The following is a 17,059-nucleotide window of genomic DNA, read 5'->3' on the forward strand; positions in this document are numbered from 1 at the left end:
CTCTAAACGCCCCATTTAGATATGACAACAAAAAAGGTAATTTTTAAAATAATGCTGCTCTTTCTGCTGGTAGGATGTAAATCTGCCCAGCAGAAACAGGAAGATCGTATGGCCGAGAAATTGCGGCAAATGGCCACGATCAGTATTCCCACATCCAGCTCCATCCAGCTGGCTGATGATGTCGCTTATCTGGCCAGTGATGAACTTATGGGGCGCGACACAGGTTCTGAAGGCATCGAGAAAGCAGCTACTTATATAGAAGATCGATTCAAACGTCTGGACATCAAGCCTTTTTACGATACCTATCGTGATAATTTTGAGATAAAGGAGAAGCCGGCCTTTAACGTTGTTGCCATGATGCCGGGTTCAGATGGTAAGCTCAGCAAAGAAATTGTCGTAATAGGAGCGCACTACGATCACATAGGTCATATCGCCGCTGTGGAAGGAGATAGTATTGCCAATGGTGCAAATGATAATGCCAGCGGCACCGCAAATGTTTTGGCCATCGCTCAGATCTTAAAAAAATTGGATTTCAACCGACGTACTGTGGTTTTTGCCCTCTTTTCTGCCGAAGAAAAGGGCCTTCTAGGTTCGAAACATCTCGCAAAACGTATGAAAGCCGAAGGTCATAATGTGGTAGCAATGCTCAACTTTGAAATGACTGGTGTGCCCATGAAAGACAGTCCTAACATCACTTATTTGACGGGTTATGATATGTCTAATATGGGAGAAATTTTTAATGCGGCAAATACAAAACGTGTCGCGACCGGTAAACTTGCCAAAGCCGAAGAATTCAACCTTTTCAAGAGATCAGATAATTATCCGTTTTACGCAGAATTCAATATTCCCGCGCAAACCTTCTGCACTTTTGATTTTACCAACTTTGCCCACTATCACAAGGTAGGGGATGAGCCCAGCGAGATCGACGGGCGCCACATGGCCGATGTCGTGGACGCACTCATGCCTGGTGTACTCAACGTATTGAATAAAAACGAACTCAAACTTACTACTAAGACTAATGGCTAAACGCATTGTAATCACTGGTACCAGTCGAGGTATAGGCTTTGAATTGGCGCAACTTTTTGCAAACGAGGGTCATGAGGTAATGGCGCTTTCGCGAAAGCGAGAACCTATAAAATCTCTAAACAACGATAAGATTACGGCTCTAGAATTAGACCTGTCTGATGAAGATAGTATCGCGGAAATTTCAAAGCAGCTTCAAGAAAAATGGGATCGTGTGGATATCTTGATTCATAACGCCGGGATGTTAGTCAATAAACCTTTTGAGGAGTTGACGTCGTCTGATTTCAGGAAATGTTATGAGGTAAATGTTTTTGGAGTGGCGAGCTTAACGCAACAATTGTTGCCGCTCATGGATTCCAGCTCTCACGTGATGGCGATCAGTTCCATGGGAGGAATTCAGGGAAGTGCAAAATTTCCGGGACTAGCAGCGTATTCCAGCGCAAAAGGGGCTGTCATTACCCTTTTCGAACTCTTGGCAGAAGAATACAAAGAAAATGGCCCATCATTCAATACACTCGCTTTAGGAGCCGTTCAAACCGAAATGCTAGAGGAAGCCTTTCCTGGTTACAAGGCACCACTTTCAGCACTTGAAATGGCAGAATACATTAAGGATTTTGCAATGACCGGCAACAAATTTTACAACGGTAAAGTTTTGGAAGTTAGTTCCAGTACGCCTTAATATTATATCAATAAGTGAGCTGTTACACTGAGCTCGGTCCCTGAGCATTTCGGCTACGCTCAATGACCACGTAGCCGAAGGGTGTCGAATTGTTGTCTCAATGATTTAAATTATTCAGTAATCTCCTTCAGATTCTGAATGGTAGCAATCTGATCCTCTGATTTGAAAACAAAGCTTCCCGCAACGAGAACATCTGCTCCGGCTTCTTTAAGTTGAACAGCATTTTTGTCGGTTACTCCACCGTCAATCTCGATAAGGGTTGAAGCACCTTTGTTTTCGATTAAAGCTTTTAACTCTCTGACTTTATCGTAAGTGTTTTCGATAAAGCTTTGCCCACCGAAACCTGGATTCACACTCATCACACAAACGAGATCTATATCTTGAATGGTATCTTTCAAAAGATCCAAACTTGTATGCGGATTCAAAGCCACACCGGCTTTCATGCCGTGTGATTTGATGTTTTGAAGGGTGCGGTGTAAATGTGTGCATGCTTCGTAATGGACGGTAAGAATGTCGCAGCCCAGATCAGCAAAAGTTTTCACGTAACGATCAGGATCCACAATCATTAAGTGGGTGTCTATCGTTTTATTTGCGTGCTTGGCGATATCTCTCAATACGGGCATTCCAAAAGATATATTTGGAACAAAAACGCCATCCATGATGTCGATATGGAACCAGTCAGCCGCCGAATTGTTGACCATTTCAACGTCACGTTGAAGATTGGCAAAATCTGCTGCTAAAATAGATGGGGCAATAAGAGTGGACATGAGCGATCAATTTGCTGCGAAAATAAGAAGTTTATAGACTTTATAGATCGAACGAAGAGATCGTTTCCTCCTTGAGGCGATGCGCTGAGCGAAGTCGAGGTGGGAATGTTCGCGGTCGCTGAGCGGAGTCGAAGCGTGGTCGCTGAGCATCTCGACTCCGCTCAATGACGACGGAGTCGAAGCGCCGGACAAAGTATGTATGATATTAAATGCATTAATCCCAAACCACTAATCCACCTCATACTCTTTCAATAAATCGAGGTTGTATAATCCAGCGCTTTAATATCTGTAGCTTCTAAGTCGACTTTTGGTGCTTTACCTGCTTTTTCAGCTTCCAGCCAGCGTAAAACACATAAGCACCATTTATCGCCTGGCTTTAATCCTGGGAAATCATAAGCTGGAATGGGATCTGAAAGGTTATTGCCACGAGATTTGGTAAAGTCTAGAAACTCTTGAGTCATCACAGCACAAACAACATGAGTTCCTTGGTCTTCTTGCGCGGTACGGCAATATCCACATTTCGACTACGCTCAATGACCGTCCCGCCAGTAACCAGTCATAGGATCGGTGCAGCAGGATTTGAGGGGTCTGTTGAGGATGTTTGATTTGTCTTTAAGCATCTGATAATTTACCAAAAAAGATCATACGTATCGAAGGCTCCGTCTTAAATTTAACTTCCAAATTATATTCAACCCATTATGATTAATGGATTACCTTTTAAATCAAAATCATTTCTCTCTGGATTTCTCGTGTTATTTCTAATGCTATCTGCATGCACTAGAATGATCTTGAATTCAAGAGCCACCCATGCCCGTGAATTAAAAGTGTTTGAAAAAGATGATCAAAAAGTGGTCTACATTGGTACTACCCATCTTGCAAAACCTTCTTTTTTCAAAGAGGTCAGACAACAGGTAGATTCATTGAGAAATGAGGGATTTGTCTTTATTAAAGAAGGAGTTTCTATTAAAGAGGGGACGTCGGATAAAGAAGTCGATACGCTCAGGAGAAAGCTGCGACAATTGATAGGACTTACCATAGGTGATTATTCTAACAAGGAAAATAAATCACTTCCTAAATTATACACGAGTGGGGACTACATTATGCAAACCGATTCATTACTGGGTCTAAATTCAACTGATAAGCGCGTGGATCTTACCTACAATGAAATGATTGCAGCACACGAAGAAAAGTATGGTGAGATCATCCTTACTGAATGTGATTGGAAAACTGATTTATTTGATAAGTATGATTGCCGTGACGGTAATGCCTACAATCAAAGTTTTTATGTGGTCGACATCTTGCGAACCGATCTTATTGTTGATTACGTTTTAAATACAGAGGCAAAAAAAGTAGCGGTTATTTACGGTGCCGGTCATTTTAAATGGTTCTATCCTGATCTAATTAAAAATGGCTACGAGTATAAGAATGAGAAATTGAATTTTAGATAAGTATCATTTTAAATTCATCTATTTGAATAGTTAGTTAGGGTTTTATTTACTATGAAATATCATGTGAGCAGGAAGAATTTTTGAGCTAAAATTGGCTTAACCTTGGCAATTTGTAAATTAATTAGACAGTAATTTTTGATGGTTAAATCAACATAATAGAGATCTTAATAATCTCAACTTTTACTTTGATTAAAGTTACTCACATTGAGTTGATGAGTAACTGAAATCTTAATACTGTTTGTAATATTTATAGTGTCACTTTTAAATTTTTAAGGATGAAAAATATAATCACATTGACAATTTACATATTTTCAATTATTACCCTAGCTCAAAATTATAAAGTACAAATCAATGATAATGAACTTGTTTTGCACAATGATTTTTCAATTGAAGGCCGATTAAACTTGACAACAGAAAATGCTACCGTAGGTGCATTTAGATTTGAAGATGGTCAAGTGATTACATCGGATAGCATAATTGCAAATTACGATCGAACTAAACTTTTTATTGATGATAGAACATATAAGTTTAAAACTCCCGCATTTTCTTTAACTAATATGGTTGTCGATAAAACTTCGCGAAAGTCAAAAGTGTTTGAATTATTTCAGGAATCTCAAAATATTTTGCAGTTGAATTCAGAAATAACTTTAAATGATAAAAATTATGATGTTTTGAAGTCTTGGGCTTTATTTAAACAAATGATCGATATGAAAGAAAGTAAAAACATTGATATAACCATGCCTATTTTAATTGGCGTAGTCGCTGGTATTTTGACAACTTCAAATTAGAAATCTTATTATTATGTACAAACTAAAAATCCCTCTAACTAAAAAGCTAGAGGGATTTTTTATTGGTAAGCTTTCGCGATGGTCACTGAGCATTTCGACTCCGCTCAATGACCACGGAGTCGAAGTGAAGCGAAAACATATTTCAACTATTCCTAGTCATCAGACTTATCGCGTCTAGGGCGGTCATCTCTGCGGCGATCGTCTCGGCGTCCTCCACCGCGGCGGTCATCGCGACCACGACCACGATCGTTGCGATCATTGTTGCGGCGTGGTGGACGCTCTTCCCAACCTTCTGGTTTAGGTAAGACAGCCTTACGAGAAACTTTCTGCTTTTTGGTACGTGGATCTACACCCATGTATTTTACATCAAGTTCATCGCCTACGCTCAATACGGTAGAAGGATCTTCAATACGCTTGTAGTCAAACTCACTTACGTGTAGCAAGGTTTCCTTTCCAGGCTTGAATTCTACTACCGCACCAAAGTCGAGCATCTTCACCACCTTAACGGTGTAGATAGAACCTACCTCTGGTTCAAAAATGATGTTGTTGATGCGCTCTTTTGCAGCGTTGATCTTATCACGATCCGTTCCAGCGATTTCAATGATTCCTTTACCGTCTGCTTCTTCTATGTTGATGACGGTATCGGTTTCTTTCTGCATCTCTTGGATGATTTTTCCACCAGGTCCTATCACGGCACCGATGTACTTCTCATCGATCTCCATAGATTCCATCTTAGGAGCATGTGGCTTCACATCTTCACGTGGCGCTTCAATCGTATCAGTAAGTTTACCTAGGATGTGCATACGACCGTCTCTGGCCTGCATCAATGCATTGGTAAGGATTTCATAAGAAAGTCCTTTTACCTTGATGTCCATTTGACAAGCGGTAATACCGTCTTCAGTTCCCGTTACTTTAAAGTCCATATCTCCCAAGTGATCTTCATCACCTAGAATGTCTGAAAGAACTGCATAGTTATCACCTTCTGTAATCAATCCCATCGCAATACCTGATACAGGCTTCTTCATAGGAAGACCAGCATCCATAATTGCCATGGTTCCCGCACAAACGGTTGCCATAGAAGAAGAACCGTTAGATTCCAATACTTCTGAAACAACTCTTACGGTATAAGGCAATTCATCTGGCAGCATACGTTTCAAGGCACGCTGGGCTAAATTACCGTGACCCACCTCACGACGAGAGGTCCCACGTAGTGGACGTGCCTCACCAGTCGAGAATGGAGGGAAGTTGTAGTGTAGATAAAAACGCTCCTCACCTTCTTGAGAAGCCATGTCGATGATATTGGCATCGCGCGAAGTTCCCAAAGTAACCGTAGCAAGTGCCTGAGTCTCTCCACGAGAGAAGATGGCACTACCATGAGTAGATGGAAGGTAGTCAACTTCACACCAAATGTCGCGTATATCTGTAGTCTTACGACCATCTAGACGGATTCCCTCTTTAAGCAATACGTCACGTACCGCTTTTTTGTGGGTTTTGTTGAAATACTTAGAAATCAGATCACCTTTTTCATCTTGAGTCTCCTCGTCAAAAGTAGCTTTGATTTCTTCCTTCAATTCGCTAAAAGCAGCGCTGCGCTCATGCTTGGCACTACCTTTTTTAGCGATGTCATAAATTTTATCGTAAGCAAGTTCAGCAACTTTAGCCTCGATATCAGCATCTTCATCCTCACCTTCGTACTCACGTACTTCTTTGCGGCCTACCTGTTCTACAAGAGCAAGCTGCGCTTCACATTGAACTTTGATCGCTTCGTGAGCAGCCTTGATCGCGTCGAGCATTTCCTCCTCGCTGATCTCGTCCATTTCACCTTCTACCATCATCACGCTGTCAGCACTCGCACCGATCATCATATCGATGTCAGATTCTTCAAGTTGTTCAAAGCTAGGGTTGATGACAAATTCTCCATTGACTCTACCTACACGTACTTCTGAAATCGCGCATTCAAATGGGATGTCAGAAAGTTGGAGTGCGGTTGAAGCTGCAAGACCGGCAAGAGCATCTGGCATCACGTTCTCATCATGAGACATGAGCTGGATCATTACCTGAACCTCTGCATGATAATCTTTTGGAAAAAGTGGGCGCAACACACGGTCTACAAGACGCATGGTAAGTACCTCACCATCGTTAGGTCGTGCTTCACGTTTGAAGAATCCGCCTGGGTATTTACCGGCAGATGCAAATTTCTCACGGAAGTCTACCGTAAGAGGTAAAAAGTCAAGTCCAGTTGATTTGTAGCTGGACACTACAGTTCCCAGCAGCATCGTCTTGCCGCAGGTAACTACTACAGATCCGTGTGCTTGTTTTGCCAATGCACCGGTCTCAATCGTGATGTCAGGACCGTTGTCGGTCTTGATCACTTGTTTAAAAACTTGTGGTTTCATGCTTTTAATTTAAACGTTTTCTCAAGTTGTGTGTGGTGAGAAGGCGTCTTAATAAACTCGAAGATGAACTCGAAGTCGAAGCTTGAAACAGGATCATTTCTGATCTTTGATCCAAGACCCCTGCATTTAGACTCCGCTCAATGACCGCGGAGTCGAAGGGCATCGACATAGAGGTCACTTTCAATTCACTCCATGAAAAACCAGCTTTTTATAGTTCCGTAAAAATACGGATAAGAACGTCGCGATTTAGTTTGCGCTTTCTTTTTCTCGCTTTCGCGAAAGCGAAAAAAAGAAGTTTATATTGAGTGTCAGGCTGAGCCTGTCGAAGCCCTTGTCGAAATACGAAAGCGTAAACAGTCTGTAAATCTCTGTTAAGGCGCAACGCTTGCGCCTAATAAAAAAGGGGACAAAATTGCCCCCTGTTCTTTTACTTTCTGATACCTAGTTCCTTGATCAGCTCACGGTACGCAAGAATATCTTTTTTCTTGAGATAGTCAAGCAAAGAACGGCGCTTACCTACTAGTTTCACAAGACTACGCTCTGTGTTGAAGTCGTGTCTGTTGCTCTTGAGGTGCTCCGTAAGGTGATTGATACGGTAGGTGAAAAGGGCGATTTGCCCGTGGGTGTTACCCGTGTCGTTTGCGTCTTTCCCGTACTTAGAGAAAATCTCCGCTTTTTTTTCTGCACTTAGATACATGCCAAAATTATTTGATAATGAATATTATGTACGCCAGATTATCTGACTTTTTTGGAAAAACTGCTCTCCAAAACGGCTGCAAAGATAGCCATTTATTCTGTGTCTCAGCTATTGATGAATTTTAATTTACAAATGCCAAGTTCCAAGTTCCAAGATCCAAGATCCAAGATCCAAGTTTTAAATTTCGATTTCGATTTCGATTTCATCTTCAACTTCAACTTCAACTTCAACGTTGCAAATCAATAGCACCAATAATTTTTTGATGAAAAGCAAAAGGCAAAAGGCATCTCTTTATTCTCCCCAATAAATACTATCATTGCTTCTAGAATATATCCCATGCAAAAAACTGATCCCTCACTGGACTGCCTCATCATTTTTACTCGTAACCCAGAACTGGGCAAAGGGAAACGCAGGCTCGCTGCAGATGTGGGTGATGAAGCTGCCCTCGAGATTTACAAGTTTTTACTGGATCATACCCGGTCTATAACCAAGAACCTTAACGTGACTAAACAGGTGTGGTATAGCGAGCGGGTTCATCTAGACGATGATTGGGACAACGCTGTTTACGAGAAATATGCTCAGCAGGGAGATGATTTGGGCGCTCGCATGCATCACGCCATCAGCGAGGCACTCAAAACTCACGACACGGCGATCATTATAGGCTCAGATCTTTATGACTTGAGTCAGGAGGATTTGGAATACGCTTTCGCGAAAGCGAGACAACACAAAGCCGTCATAGGTCCAGCAGAAGACGGTGGCTACTACTTGCTGGGCTTCCGGAAAAACATCGTTGAAGGTATCTTTGAGGACAAGAAGTGGGGTAGTGACAGCGTTTTAGAAGCAACACTAGCTGATCTAAAGCAAGTGGATTATTACAAATTTAAGGAGCGTAACGATGTAGATTATGTAGACGACATCGCATACACGCCTGCCTTTCAACCCTTTTTAAAAAATTATCATGCTAACTAGACAACAAATAGAACAAAGTGCCGAATTTCTAATCAATAAAGGTTTTGACCAACCCGAAATAGGAATCGTACTGGGAACAGGACTGGGGAAACTCGTGGACAGCATTGAAGAGCCGGTAGTAGCTCATTATAATACGATCCCCTCTTTTCCACTAGCGACGGTGGAGTTCCATAGCGGCAAGTTGATCTACGGGATGATGGGAGGTAAGAAAGTTGTTGTAATGCAAGGAAGATTTCATCTATACGAGGGTTATGATTTTATAGACATTACCTATCCGATTAGGGTGATGCATGAGTTGGGAATCAAAAAACTCCTTGTATCCAATGCCGCTGGAGCCGTAAACCTTAAGATGAAAAAAGGCGATATGATGCTTATAGAAGATCATATCAATTTGCAGGGAGGAAGCCCACTGGCTTTTAAAGGCGTCAACCAGTTTGGAGAACGTTTTGTGGACATGAGTGCTCCTTACGACACAGCGATGAACGGAATTTTGAAAAATCTCGCTAAGGAACAAGGTGTTACCTTACATGAGGGAGTTTATGCCAGCGTAGTAGGGCCACAGCTGGAAACCCGTGCAGAATACAGAATGCTGAAAAACATGGGGGCAGATGCGGTAGGAATGAGCACGGTTCCAGAAGTAATCGTTGCAAATCACCTGAGCTTACCGGTCTGTGCCGTCTCAGTGCTAACTGATGAATGTGATCCAGACAATCTAGAACCGGTAAATGTTCCTGAAATCATAGCCATTGCAGAGAAAGCTGAGCCACGCATGGTTGCTTTGTTCAAAACGCTCATAGAAGAACTTTAAGAGAATTTTCTACGTATATGGGATGTGTGGCAAATACTTTATGAACTATTTGCCATAAGCCAAGTGCTTTAATTCTACATCTTTGATACATGAAAAATTTATTCTCGATTACTTTGATTTGTCTAGCGCTATTTTCATCCTGTATAGGAAGTGGTGATTTACATTATGCTCAGCTCCAGCAGGGTGAGGAAATTTCCTCACAAAAAGGGATACTAGACCATTCTGAATGGGATGGCTTGCTCAAAAAGTATGTAAATAAAGCTGGTTTTGTGGATTATGATGGTTTCCAAAAGGACCGTCAGAAACTCAAAGATTACCTAGAGTATCTCAATCAAAATGCTCCTCAAAAATCTTGGGGATTAAACGAGCAGTTTGCGTTTTATATCAATCTATACAACGCTGCGACGGTTGAGATTATCCTGGAAAACAATCAGCCGGCGAGTATCAAGGATATAGGTTCTACGGTGAATCCGGTTTGGATTCAAGATTTTATTAGGGTCGATGGAAAAGAATATTCCCTCGCCGATATTGAAAAAGGGGTACTTCAAAAAATGGGAGATCCTAGAATCCATTTTGCGATTAACTGTGCCAGTTATTCCTGCCCCAAACTTCAAAATACCGCTTTCACGGCTGCCAATGTAGATGAGCTTATGGATAAATCAGCTAGAGAATTTGTGAATTCAGATAAGAACGACTTGAGCAATTCTAGTAATCCTAAGTTGAGTAGCATCTTCAAATGGTATAAAGGTGATTTTACAGATTCAGGAATGACGTTGATAGAGTACGTTAATCAGTACGCAGACAAAAAAATTAATGAAGGCGCTCAATTAGATTTCAAAGACTACGACTGGTCCTTGAACAAACAATGATTCCTCATTTTTGAAGATTCTTAAAACCTTAGTCAATACATTTGCGTAAATAGCTGTGTGTTGATCAGTATAATTATTCCAGTGCTTAATGAGGAGGATTCCATTCTTTCCTTACTGGATCATTTAAATTCCAATGCCTCGTTTGTTCGTGACTGCGAGATTATTGTGGTGGATGGAGGGAGCACAGACCATACACGCGAAATAATAAGTTCCTATACTACTGATAAACCTGCAATTTCTTTAACGTTAGTAAATAGCCCAAAAGGTAGAGCCAAGCAATTACATGAAGGGGCTTTAAACGCAAATGGAAACATCTTCTACTTTCTCCACGCCGATAGTTATCCGCCGAAGAATTTTGACAATCATATCAGAAAAGCTATAAAATCTGGTAATCCAGCCGGATGCTTTAGAATGAAGTTTGACTCTTCTCATTTATGGTTGAAGATGATTGGTTGGTGGACGCGATTTAATTGGAAAGCCAGTCGTGGCGGTGATCAATCACAATACATCACAAGGGATTTATACAAGGAGATAGGCGGTTATGATACCAACTTACCTATCTACGAAGATTATGACATCATCAACAAACTCTACGAGTTTAAAAAATATCACGTAATCCCAAAATGGCTCAAAACCAGCGATAGAAGATATCGAGAAGTAGGCGTTATGCGATTACAATGGTATTACCTCCAGATTTACTATAAAAAATACAGAGGCGCTACGATTGAGGAAATTCTAGCTTTTTATAGGGGGAATTGTAATTAGCATTTAAACACGTATATTTGTTTTAAATGCACGTGTCATGAAAACAAAGCTAACCCTAACTGTAGAGAAAGACGTTATTGAGCAGGCAAAAGAATACGCTAAAAATACCGGAGTGAGCCTTTCCGAATTAATTCAAGAGTATCTGACGCGCATAACTGGTAAAACAGAAAAAGGAGAACATGTTGCAGAAACTTCGAGTATTTACAGAAAATACGCAGGTATAGCAAAATCCGATTTAGATCCGGTCAAGGACAGAGAAAAATTAAGGGACATCCGATTGGAAAAATATCTTAAGTGAAATTTTTTGTTGACACAAATGTCATACTAGATGTATTTCTAGGTAGGGATCCGTTTGATGAGGCGGCGATTCAAGTTTTTGAAAAAATTGAATTTGATGGCTGGGAGCTTTTCACATCTGATAACGCGATCACAACATCCTATTTTTATTTAAAGAAACAAATCGGTTCTAAAAAAGCTAAAACAGTAATAATTGACTTTCTTCAAGAAATAAAAATCCAATCTGTTGGGCGTCTACAGCTATTAGTGGCGGCTCAGAGTAATTTCAAAGATTTTGAGGATGCCGTGCAATATCAGTGCGCCTTGTCTATTGGAGGAATTGATGGCATTATCACTCGAAATAAAAAAGACTTTAAAAACTCTCACATTCCTGTTTATACTCCATTTGAAGCTTTAGAGCTTTAACTCACTCGTTCGTCAACTCTCTAAACATCGCCTCAAGGTTTTTATTACGCTTATTGAGTGAGAGGATTTTGAGTTCATGATCGTGGGCAAAGTCAAATACCTCGCTGCGCATGTCTTTTTCGGTTTCAAAGCGTAATTGATAGTAAAAGCCAGATGCAGTTTTGATATCGACGGCTTCCCTCACGTGATTGATCTGCATGAGTAATTCCGGCTCGACTTTATAGTCAAATTCTACCTCGATTTCTTGAATCTTGTCGCTCTTGAGATTGACGAGGTAGTCGTCTGCTACGATCTTTCCTTTATTGATAATGATTACACGGTCACACATGGCCTCAACCTCCTGCATGATGTGGGTAGAAAGCATGATGGTAGCATTTTGCCCTACCTTTCTTATAAGTTGGCGAATTTCCACCAGTTGGTTGGGATCCAGTCCTGTAGTGGGTTCGTCTAGAATCAGAACCTCTGGTTTGTGAAGCAGCGCATTGGCAAGTCCTACACGCTGTTTGTACCCTTTAGAAAGTTCCTTGATTTTCTTGCTTTCGTGGGACTGTAGACCAGTTTCGATAATAACTTCTTTGACGCGACTTTTTCGATCTGCAATTTTATAGATCTGCGCGCTGAAGTGCAGATACTCCTTCACGTACATATCTGGGTAAAGCGGATTGTTCTCCGGCAGATAGCCTATACTACGTTGTACCTTTCTCTGTTCCTTTTTTACATCAAAACCGTTGACAGATGCAACTCCGCTATCGGCGTTCAAATACGTAGTAAGAATGCGCATCATGGTAGATTTACCCGCACCATTAGGACCTAAGAAACCGACAATTTCCCCTTGTTTGATACTGAAGTTGACCTCGTCTAGCGCTTTCTGCTGGCCGTACGTTTTGGTAATATTTTCTACATGAATCGACATGAAAGTAAAGATAAGGATTATAGTGGTTACGCTTTCGCGAAAGCGTAACAATCAAATCCCTTCGACGCATTTTCATAATCTTTGAGCCCTTCAAATACAAAAAGAAAGATAATTTTCAGCTTGACGTACTGATTTCCAAATTTCTATTTTACTTTTACCGCAATTATGATGAATTCATCAACTTATTTCTGGTACGGTTACTTTTACTTCCAAAGCGAAGCAGGGACGGTATTGTAATAAGTGAAAAAATATTATAACTAAAAGTCCTGATCTCATCAGGACTTTTTTTTTGAACGATATGAAAGTAGCGATTCAAGGTATCAAAGGCTCTTATCACCATCAAGTAGCAGTGGCATTATACGACGAGACTGAGCTTGTAGAATGTACGAGTTTTAACGATCTGGCTTCAAGCGTGGCAGCCGGCAGTTCTGATTTGGGTATTATGGCGATAGGTAACTCTATCGCTGGGAGTATTTTGCCTAACTATAACCTCATCAAGGATCAAGGTCTTTTTATTACGGGTGAGTATTACTTAAACATCAACCACCAGCTTGTGGCGGTTCAGGGTCAAAAGCTGGAAGAAGTTAAAGAAATCCAGTCCCATCCCATGGCGTTGTTGCAATGCGGGATTTTTCTAGAAAACCTGCCCGCTATAAAGCTCGTAGAAACTGATGATACAGCCGCAGCTGCTTTCAGAATCGCGCGTGACCGCAAGAATGGTGTGGCAGCTATCGCCAGTAAAATCGCTGCTCAAGAATACAATCTGGAAATCATCGCCAGTGATATTCAAGATGTGACAAATAATTACACACGGTTTGTAGTACTCAGCAGCAAGGACGATATCAATCAAGAAGCAGATAAAGCTACACTCAGCTTCATCACGGGACATGAACCCGGGAGCTTGATGAAGGTTCTTGATGTCTTTGCCAAGTCTAAAATCAACTTGAGTAAAATCCAGTCCATACCGATTGTGAATCAACCATTCTTGTTCTCATTTGTGGCAGATGTGGAGTTTCAAGAACTGGGAGTATTCTTTACAGCAACGAAAAAACTGGCGGCGGTAACCCAGTCTCATGAAATTTTAGGAATCTATAAATCACAAGCGATATGATTCAACCAGCAAATAAAATAAGCCAAGTTCAAGAATACTATTTCGCCACAAAATTGAGGGAAGTACGCGCCATGATTGCCGAGGGTAAAGAGGTCATTAATGCAGGGATAGGCAATCCTGACCTGAGACCGCCTCAAGGTGTGAATGAAATCCTGTTTCAGTCCTTACAGGATTCTAATGCGCACGGTTACCAGAGTTATCTGGGGTTGCCAGAACTGCGGGAAGCAATTTCTCAATTCTATAAAAAGCATTATGAGGTTGGGTTAGATTCGAGTTCAGAGATTGTCCCGCTTATGGGAAGCAAGGAGGGAATTCTTCATATTTCTATGGCGTTTCTTAATCCAGGCGATCAGGTTCTGGTACCAGATCCTGGATACCCAACCTATGCCAGCGCAACAAAACTTTGTGAGGCGACACCTGTATTTTATGATTTGCTTCTTGAAAACAACTGGCAGCCGGATTTTGCGAAATTGGAGCAATCGGATTTGAGCAAAGTGAAACTTATGTGGGTCAACTATCCCAATATGCCCACGGGAGCGCCTGGTGATCTAGAGGTGTTTGAAAAACTTGTCGCTTTCGCGAAAGCGCACAATATCTTAATCATTAACGATAACCCATACAGTTGTGTAGGTTATGAGAAGAAACAGAGCATTTTGCAGGTGGATGGCGCAATGGAAGTTTGCCTAGAACTCAACAGCATCAGTAAGACATTCAATATGGCTGGCTGGCGTGTGGGAATGTTGCTGGGAAAAGGAAATTATTTGAAAGAGGTACTTAAAGTAAAGACAAATATGGATAGCGGGATGTTTTATGCCGTTCAAAAGGGAGCCATTGCCGCTTTAAACACACCCATTGAGTGGCTTGATCAGCAAAATGAACTTTATGCCGCTCGCAGATTGCAGATGATTGAAATCGCTCGCGCTCTTGAATTAGAGCCTGAAGTGCGACAAGGCGGTATTTTTCTTTGGTGTAAAATGAAGAATTCGCATGATGATAAAGCCTTTGTGGATCAACTGCTCAAAGACCGACACATTTTTGTAGCTCCGGGAAGCATTTTTGGTGAGAATGGTCGCGGTTATGTGCGCTTTTCGCTTTGTGTCAATCAAGAACAAATCACTACGATGAAAAGAAGAACTTCAAAAGTTCCAGTCCATGGATAAAGCAATACTTATAGGCTGTGGTCTTATAGGTGGTTCCATGATGCGAGATCTCAAGTCGCACTTCCCAGAAATCACCATCTGTGGTAGGGATCGATCTTCTGAGAACCTGCAACTGGCGACGGAGCTGGGTATTATAGATCGTGAAGTTGAAGAGGCAGACTTTGCAGATGCTGATCTTGTAGTCGTGTCCATTCCTGTGGATGCCTCTACAACTGTCGTTCGAGAACTGCTGGATCAAATAGGTGAAAACACTTTGATTATGGATGTAGGATCGACCAAGGAACACATTTGCACGGCGGTATCTAATCACTCAAAGAGACACCAGTTTCTAGCGGCTCACCCCATCGCCGGGACAGAATTTTCTGGCCCTCAAGCTGCTTTAAAAGACTTGTTCAAAAATAAAACCATGATCGTTTGTGAGGTGGAAAAAACAGCTCACAGATTTCAAGATCGCGCAAGGGAACTTTTTGATATACTGAGAGTTCGCGTACGATACATGACTCCACAGTCTCACGATAGGCACATCGCCTTTGTCTCACACCTTTCCCATATTTCCAGTTTCATGCTAGGCAAAACGGTGATTCAGGAGGAACAGGTAGAGCGGGATATTTTCGACCTTGCAGGAAGCGGATTTGAGAGCACGGTCAGGCTGGCAAAGAGCTCACCTGCCATGTGGACGCCTATCTTTGCGCTGAATAAAAAGCATGTGCTGGATAGTCTGGATGGTTATATTGAAAACTTATCTCGCTTTCGCGAAAGCGTAAAAAACGACGACTACAAAACCATTTTTCAAGAAATGGAACAAACAAATAGAATTAAGGAAATACTTGAAGGAATAAGCAATGGAAAATAAGAAGGAATATAGAAACTGGCTCGACGCACACAAATTGGACCACCCACTTGTAATAGCAGGCCCTTGTAGTGCAGAAACGGAAGATCAAGTTTTGAAAATTGCGCATCAACTTAAAGATGATGATGTGACCTACTTGAGAGCGGGAATCTGGAAGCCCAGAACACGTCCCGGGAACTTTGAGGGAGTAGGAGCCATAGGTTTAAAATGGTTGCAACGCGCCAAAAAAGAAACGGGTCTTCTCACAGCTACTGAAGTTGCTAATCGTACTCATGTGGATCTTGCTCTAGAACACGACATCGATCTATTATGGATAGGAGCTCGTTCTACGGTAAGCCCTTTTATCGTTCAAGAAATTGCAGATGCACTGGAGGGAACAGATAAAGTAGTTTTAGTAAAAAACCCGGTCAATCCAGATCTTGCCTTGTGGATAGGTGCCGTGGAGCGATTCCATACAGCAAATATCAAAAATCTGGGAGTGATCCACCGTGGGTTCAGTACTTATGATAAATCAAAATACCGTAACAATCCAGAGTGGCAAATTGCGGTAGATTTCCAGACGCGCTTACCTGACATACCGCTTATTTGTGATCCTTCACATATCACGGGTAAACGCGATATGATTTTTGACGTGTCGCAAACTGCACTAGACCTCAATTATGATGGTTTAATGATCGAGACGCATTACGATCCGGACAATGCATGGAGTGATGCTGCTCAACAAGTCACACCAGAAACTCTGCTCCAGATGTTCAAAGACCTGCGCATAAGAAAGGAATATGATGATGAGGCTGGTTTCCAAAATAAACTGGGTCAGCTGAGATCACAGATCGATATTCTCGATAATACCATCATAGAGACGCTAGGAAAACGCATGAAAATTGCTGACAGCATAGGTGGTTTGAAGAAAGAACGTAATGTAGCCGTTCTTCAGTCCAAAAGGTGGAATGAGATCCTGGGCAAGATGATTTTGCAAGGTGAGGAATACGGCTTGAGCGAGGAATTTATTCTCAAGGTTTTTAAAGCTGTCCACCAAGAATCCATTAATCACCAGGAGAAGGTAATTAAAGGATAATTATTTAATCTAAACTTCACAGACTCATCAGGCTTCTGC

General features: G+C 41.5%; 18 protein-coding genes and 1 pseudogene. 14 read left to right on the top strand and 5 right to left on the bottom strand.

The features are described from left to right. The first annotated feature begins 51 nt into the window (after positions 1-51). Positions 52-1,026, top strand: a complete 975-nt coding sequence (locus BST97_RS12115) for a M20/M25/M40 family metallo-hydrolase (protein WP_245833565.1) — start codon at positions 52-54, stop codon at positions 1,024-1,026. Continuing rightward, the gene (locus BST97_RS12120) at positions 1,019-1,702 is read left to right on the top strand and encodes an SDR family NAD(P)-dependent oxidoreductase (RefSeq protein ID WP_085767489.1); all 684 of its coding nucleotides are present in this window, start codon (positions 1,019-1,021) and stop codon (positions 1,700-1,702) included. Before BST97_RS12115 ends, BST97_RS12120 begins: the two co-directional genes overlap by 8 nt. A 110-nt stretch (positions 1,703-1,812) precedes the next feature. On the opposite strand, the gene rpe is transcribed toward BST97_RS12120, so the two are convergent. Then, on the bottom strand, positions 1,813-2,469 hold the full coding sequence (gene rpe, locus BST97_RS12125; protein WP_085767490.1) for a ribulose-phosphate 3-epimerase: 657 nt from the start codon (positions 2,467-2,469) through the stop codon (positions 1,813-1,815). 248 nt (positions 2,470-2,717) lie between these two features. Continuing rightward, positions 2,718-3,089: pseudogene (locus BST97_RS16410) on the bottom strand (DUF2237 family protein). A gap of 78 nt (positions 3,090-3,167) precedes the next feature. Between BST97_RS16410 and BST97_RS12135 the strand changes: the two are divergent. Together BST97_RS12135 and BST97_RS12140 are read left to right on the top strand one after the other, a co-directional pair. Beyond that, positions 3,168-3,917 carry a hypothetical protein gene (locus tag BST97_RS12135; protein ID WP_157111653.1) on the top strand — a complete coding sequence of 250 codons (750 nt, stop codon included), beginning with the start codon at positions 3,168-3,170 and terminating at the stop codon, positions 3,915-3,917. Between the two features lie 275 nt (positions 3,918-4,192). Beyond that, a complete protein-coding gene (locus BST97_RS12140; protein WP_085767492.1) occupies positions 4,193-4,705 on the top strand; it encodes a hypothetical protein in 513 nt (170 codons plus the stop codon). A gap of 152 nt (positions 4,706-4,857) precedes the next feature. Here the strand turns inward: BST97_RS12140 and BST97_RS12145 are convergent, their stop codons facing one another. Beyond that, entirely contained in the window at positions 4,858-7,101 is a 2,244-nt protein-coding gene (locus BST97_RS12145) for a polyribonucleotide nucleotidyltransferase (RefSeq protein WP_085767493.1), read from the bottom strand. Between the two features lie 427 nt (positions 7,102-7,528). Further along, complete coding sequence (rpsO, locus tag BST97_RS12150) at positions 7,529-7,798, bottom strand: 30S ribosomal protein S15 (protein WP_085767494.1); 270 nt, start codon at positions 7,796-7,798, stop codon at positions 7,529-7,531. A gap of 336 nt (positions 7,799-8,134) precedes the next feature. Here rpsO and BST97_RS12155 point away from each other — a divergent pair, with 336 nt between their 5' ends. The 6 genes from BST97_RS12155 (at position 8,135) to BST97_RS12180 (ending at position 11,911) form a co-directional block, all read left to right on the top strand. Next, positions 8,135-8,767 carry a TIGR04282 family arsenosugar biosynthesis glycosyltransferase gene (locus BST97_RS12155; RefSeq protein WP_085767495.1) on the top strand — a complete coding sequence of 211 codons (633 nt, stop codon included), beginning with the start codon at positions 8,135-8,137 and terminating at the stop codon, positions 8,765-8,767. Then, positions 8,757-9,575 carry a purine-nucleoside phosphorylase gene (locus BST97_RS12160; RefSeq protein ID WP_085767496.1) on the top strand — a complete coding sequence of 273 codons (819 nt, stop codon included), beginning with the start codon at positions 8,757-8,759 and terminating at the stop codon, positions 9,573-9,575. The genes BST97_RS12155 and BST97_RS12160 overlap by 11 nt, the downstream gene beginning before the upstream one ends. Positions 9,576-9,664: 89 nt before the next feature. After that, a complete protein-coding gene (locus BST97_RS12165) occupies positions 9,665-10,444 on the top strand; it encodes a DUF547 domain-containing protein (RefSeq protein WP_085767497.1) in 780 nt (259 codons plus the stop codon). Positions 10,445-10,501: 57 nt separating this feature from the next. Next, positions 10,502-11,209, top strand: coding sequence for a TIGR04283 family arsenosugar biosynthesis glycosyltransferase (locus BST97_RS12170; RefSeq protein ID WP_317043421.1), 708 nt, complete (start codon positions 10,502-10,504; stop codon positions 11,207-11,209). Between the two features lie 37 nt (positions 11,210-11,246). After that, positions 11,247-11,507, top strand: coding sequence for a DUF6364 family protein (locus tag BST97_RS12175; protein WP_085767498.1), 261 nt, complete (start codon positions 11,247-11,249; stop codon positions 11,505-11,507). After that, positions 11,504-11,911 (top strand): type II toxin-antitoxin system VapC family toxin, encoded by a 408-nt coding sequence (locus BST97_RS12180; RefSeq protein ID WP_085767499.1) that lies wholly within the window; start codon positions 11,504-11,506, stop codon positions 11,909-11,911. Before BST97_RS12175 ends, BST97_RS12180 begins: the two co-directional genes overlap by 4 nt. Before the next feature lies 1 nt (position 11,912). Here BST97_RS12180 and gldA read toward each other — a convergent pair whose 3' ends face one another. Then, the gene (gene gldA, locus BST97_RS12185; RefSeq protein WP_085767500.1) at positions 11,913-12,824 is read right to left on the bottom strand and encodes a gliding motility-associated ABC transporter ATP-binding subunit GldA; all 912 of its coding nucleotides are present in this window, start codon (positions 12,822-12,824) and stop codon (positions 11,913-11,915) included. 298 nt (positions 12,825-13,122) lie between these two features. Here gldA and BST97_RS12190 point away from each other — a divergent pair, with 298 nt between their 5' ends. Genes BST97_RS12190 through BST97_RS12205 form a run of 4 tightly spaced genes read left to right on the top strand, consistent with a single transcriptional unit; the run spans position 13,123 to position 17,020 of the window. Next, positions 13,123-13,935 (top strand): prephenate dehydratase, encoded by an 813-nt coding sequence (locus BST97_RS12190; RefSeq protein ID WP_085767501.1) that lies wholly within the window; start codon positions 13,123-13,125, stop codon positions 13,933-13,935. Beyond that, entirely contained in the window at positions 13,932-15,095 is a 1,164-nt protein-coding gene (locus tag BST97_RS12195) for a pyridoxal phosphate-dependent aminotransferase (RefSeq protein WP_085767502.1), read from the top strand. Before BST97_RS12190 ends, BST97_RS12195 begins: the two co-directional genes overlap by 4 nt. Then, complete coding sequence (locus BST97_RS12200; RefSeq protein WP_085767503.1) at positions 15,088-15,948, top strand: prephenate dehydrogenase; 861 nt, start codon at positions 15,088-15,090, stop codon at positions 15,946-15,948. Before BST97_RS12195 ends, BST97_RS12200 begins: the two co-directional genes overlap by 8 nt. Beyond that, positions 15,938-17,020, top strand: coding sequence for a bifunctional 3-deoxy-7-phosphoheptulonate synthase/chorismate mutase type II (locus BST97_RS12205; protein ID WP_085767504.1), 1,083 nt, complete (start codon positions 15,938-15,940; stop codon positions 17,018-17,020). The genes BST97_RS12200 and BST97_RS12205 overlap by 11 nt, the downstream gene beginning before the upstream one ends. Positions 17,021-17,059: the final 39 nt, after the last annotated feature.

It is taken from the genome of Nonlabens spongiae (assembly GCF_002117125.1).
Classification (GTDB): Bacteria; Bacteroidota; Bacteroidia; order Flavobacteriales; family Flavobacteriaceae; genus Nonlabens; species Nonlabens spongiae.

Bases quoted from the DNA above. Each gene is read 5' to 3' on its own strand.
- BST97_RS12115 (WP_245833565.1), top strand. From the start codon at position 52: ATGCTGCTCTTTCTGCTGGTAGGATGTAAATCTGCCCAGCAGAAACAG.
- BST97_RS12120 (WP_085767489.1), top strand. From the start codon at position 1,019: ATGGCTAAACGCATTGTAATCACTGGTACCAGTCGAGGTATAGGCTTT.
- rpe (WP_085767490.1), bottom strand. From the start codon at position 2,469: ATGTCCACTCTTATTGCCCCATCTATTTTAGCAGCAGATTTTGCCAAT.
- BST97_RS12135 (WP_157111653.1), top strand. From the start codon at position 3,168: ATGATTAATGGATTACCTTTTAAATCAAAATCATTTCTCTCTGGATTT.
- BST97_RS12140 (WP_085767492.1), top strand. From the start codon at position 4,193: ATGAAAAATATAATCACATTGACAATTTACATATTTTCAATTATTACC.
- BST97_RS12145 (WP_085767493.1), bottom strand. From the start codon at position 7,101: ATGAAACCACAAGTTTTTAAACAAGTGATCAAGACCGACAACGGTCCT.
- rpsO (WP_085767494.1), bottom strand. From the start codon at position 7,798: ATGTATCTAAGTGCAGAAAAAAAAGCGGAGATTTTCTCTAAGTACGGG.
- BST97_RS12155 (WP_085767495.1), top strand. From the start codon at position 8,135: ATGCAAAAAACTGATCCCTCACTGGACTGCCTCATCATTTTTACTCGT.
- BST97_RS12160 (WP_085767496.1), top strand. From the start codon at position 8,757: ATGCTAACTAGACAACAAATAGAACAAAGTGCCGAATTTCTAATCAAT.
- BST97_RS12165 (WP_085767497.1), top strand. From the start codon at position 9,665: ATGAAAAATTTATTCTCGATTACTTTGATTTGTCTAGCGCTATTTTCA.
- BST97_RS12175 (WP_085767498.1), top strand. From the start codon at position 11,247: ATGAAAACAAAGCTAACCCTAACTGTAGAGAAAGACGTTATTGAGCAG.
- gldA (WP_085767500.1), bottom strand. From the start codon at position 12,824: ATGTCGATTCATGTAGAAAATATTACCAAAACGTACGGCCAGCAGAAA.
- BST97_RS12190 (WP_085767501.1), top strand. From the start codon at position 13,123: ATGAAAGTAGCGATTCAAGGTATCAAAGGCTCTTATCACCATCAAGTA.
- BST97_RS12195 (WP_085767502.1), top strand. From the start codon at position 13,932: ATGATTCAACCAGCAAATAAAATAAGCCAAGTTCAAGAATACTATTTC.
- BST97_RS12200 (WP_085767503.1), top strand. From the start codon at position 15,088: ATGGATAAAGCAATACTTATAGGCTGTGGTCTTATAGGTGGTTCCATG.
- BST97_RS12205 (WP_085767504.1), top strand. From the start codon at position 15,938: ATGGAAAATAAGAAGGAATATAGAAACTGGCTCGACGCACACAAATTG.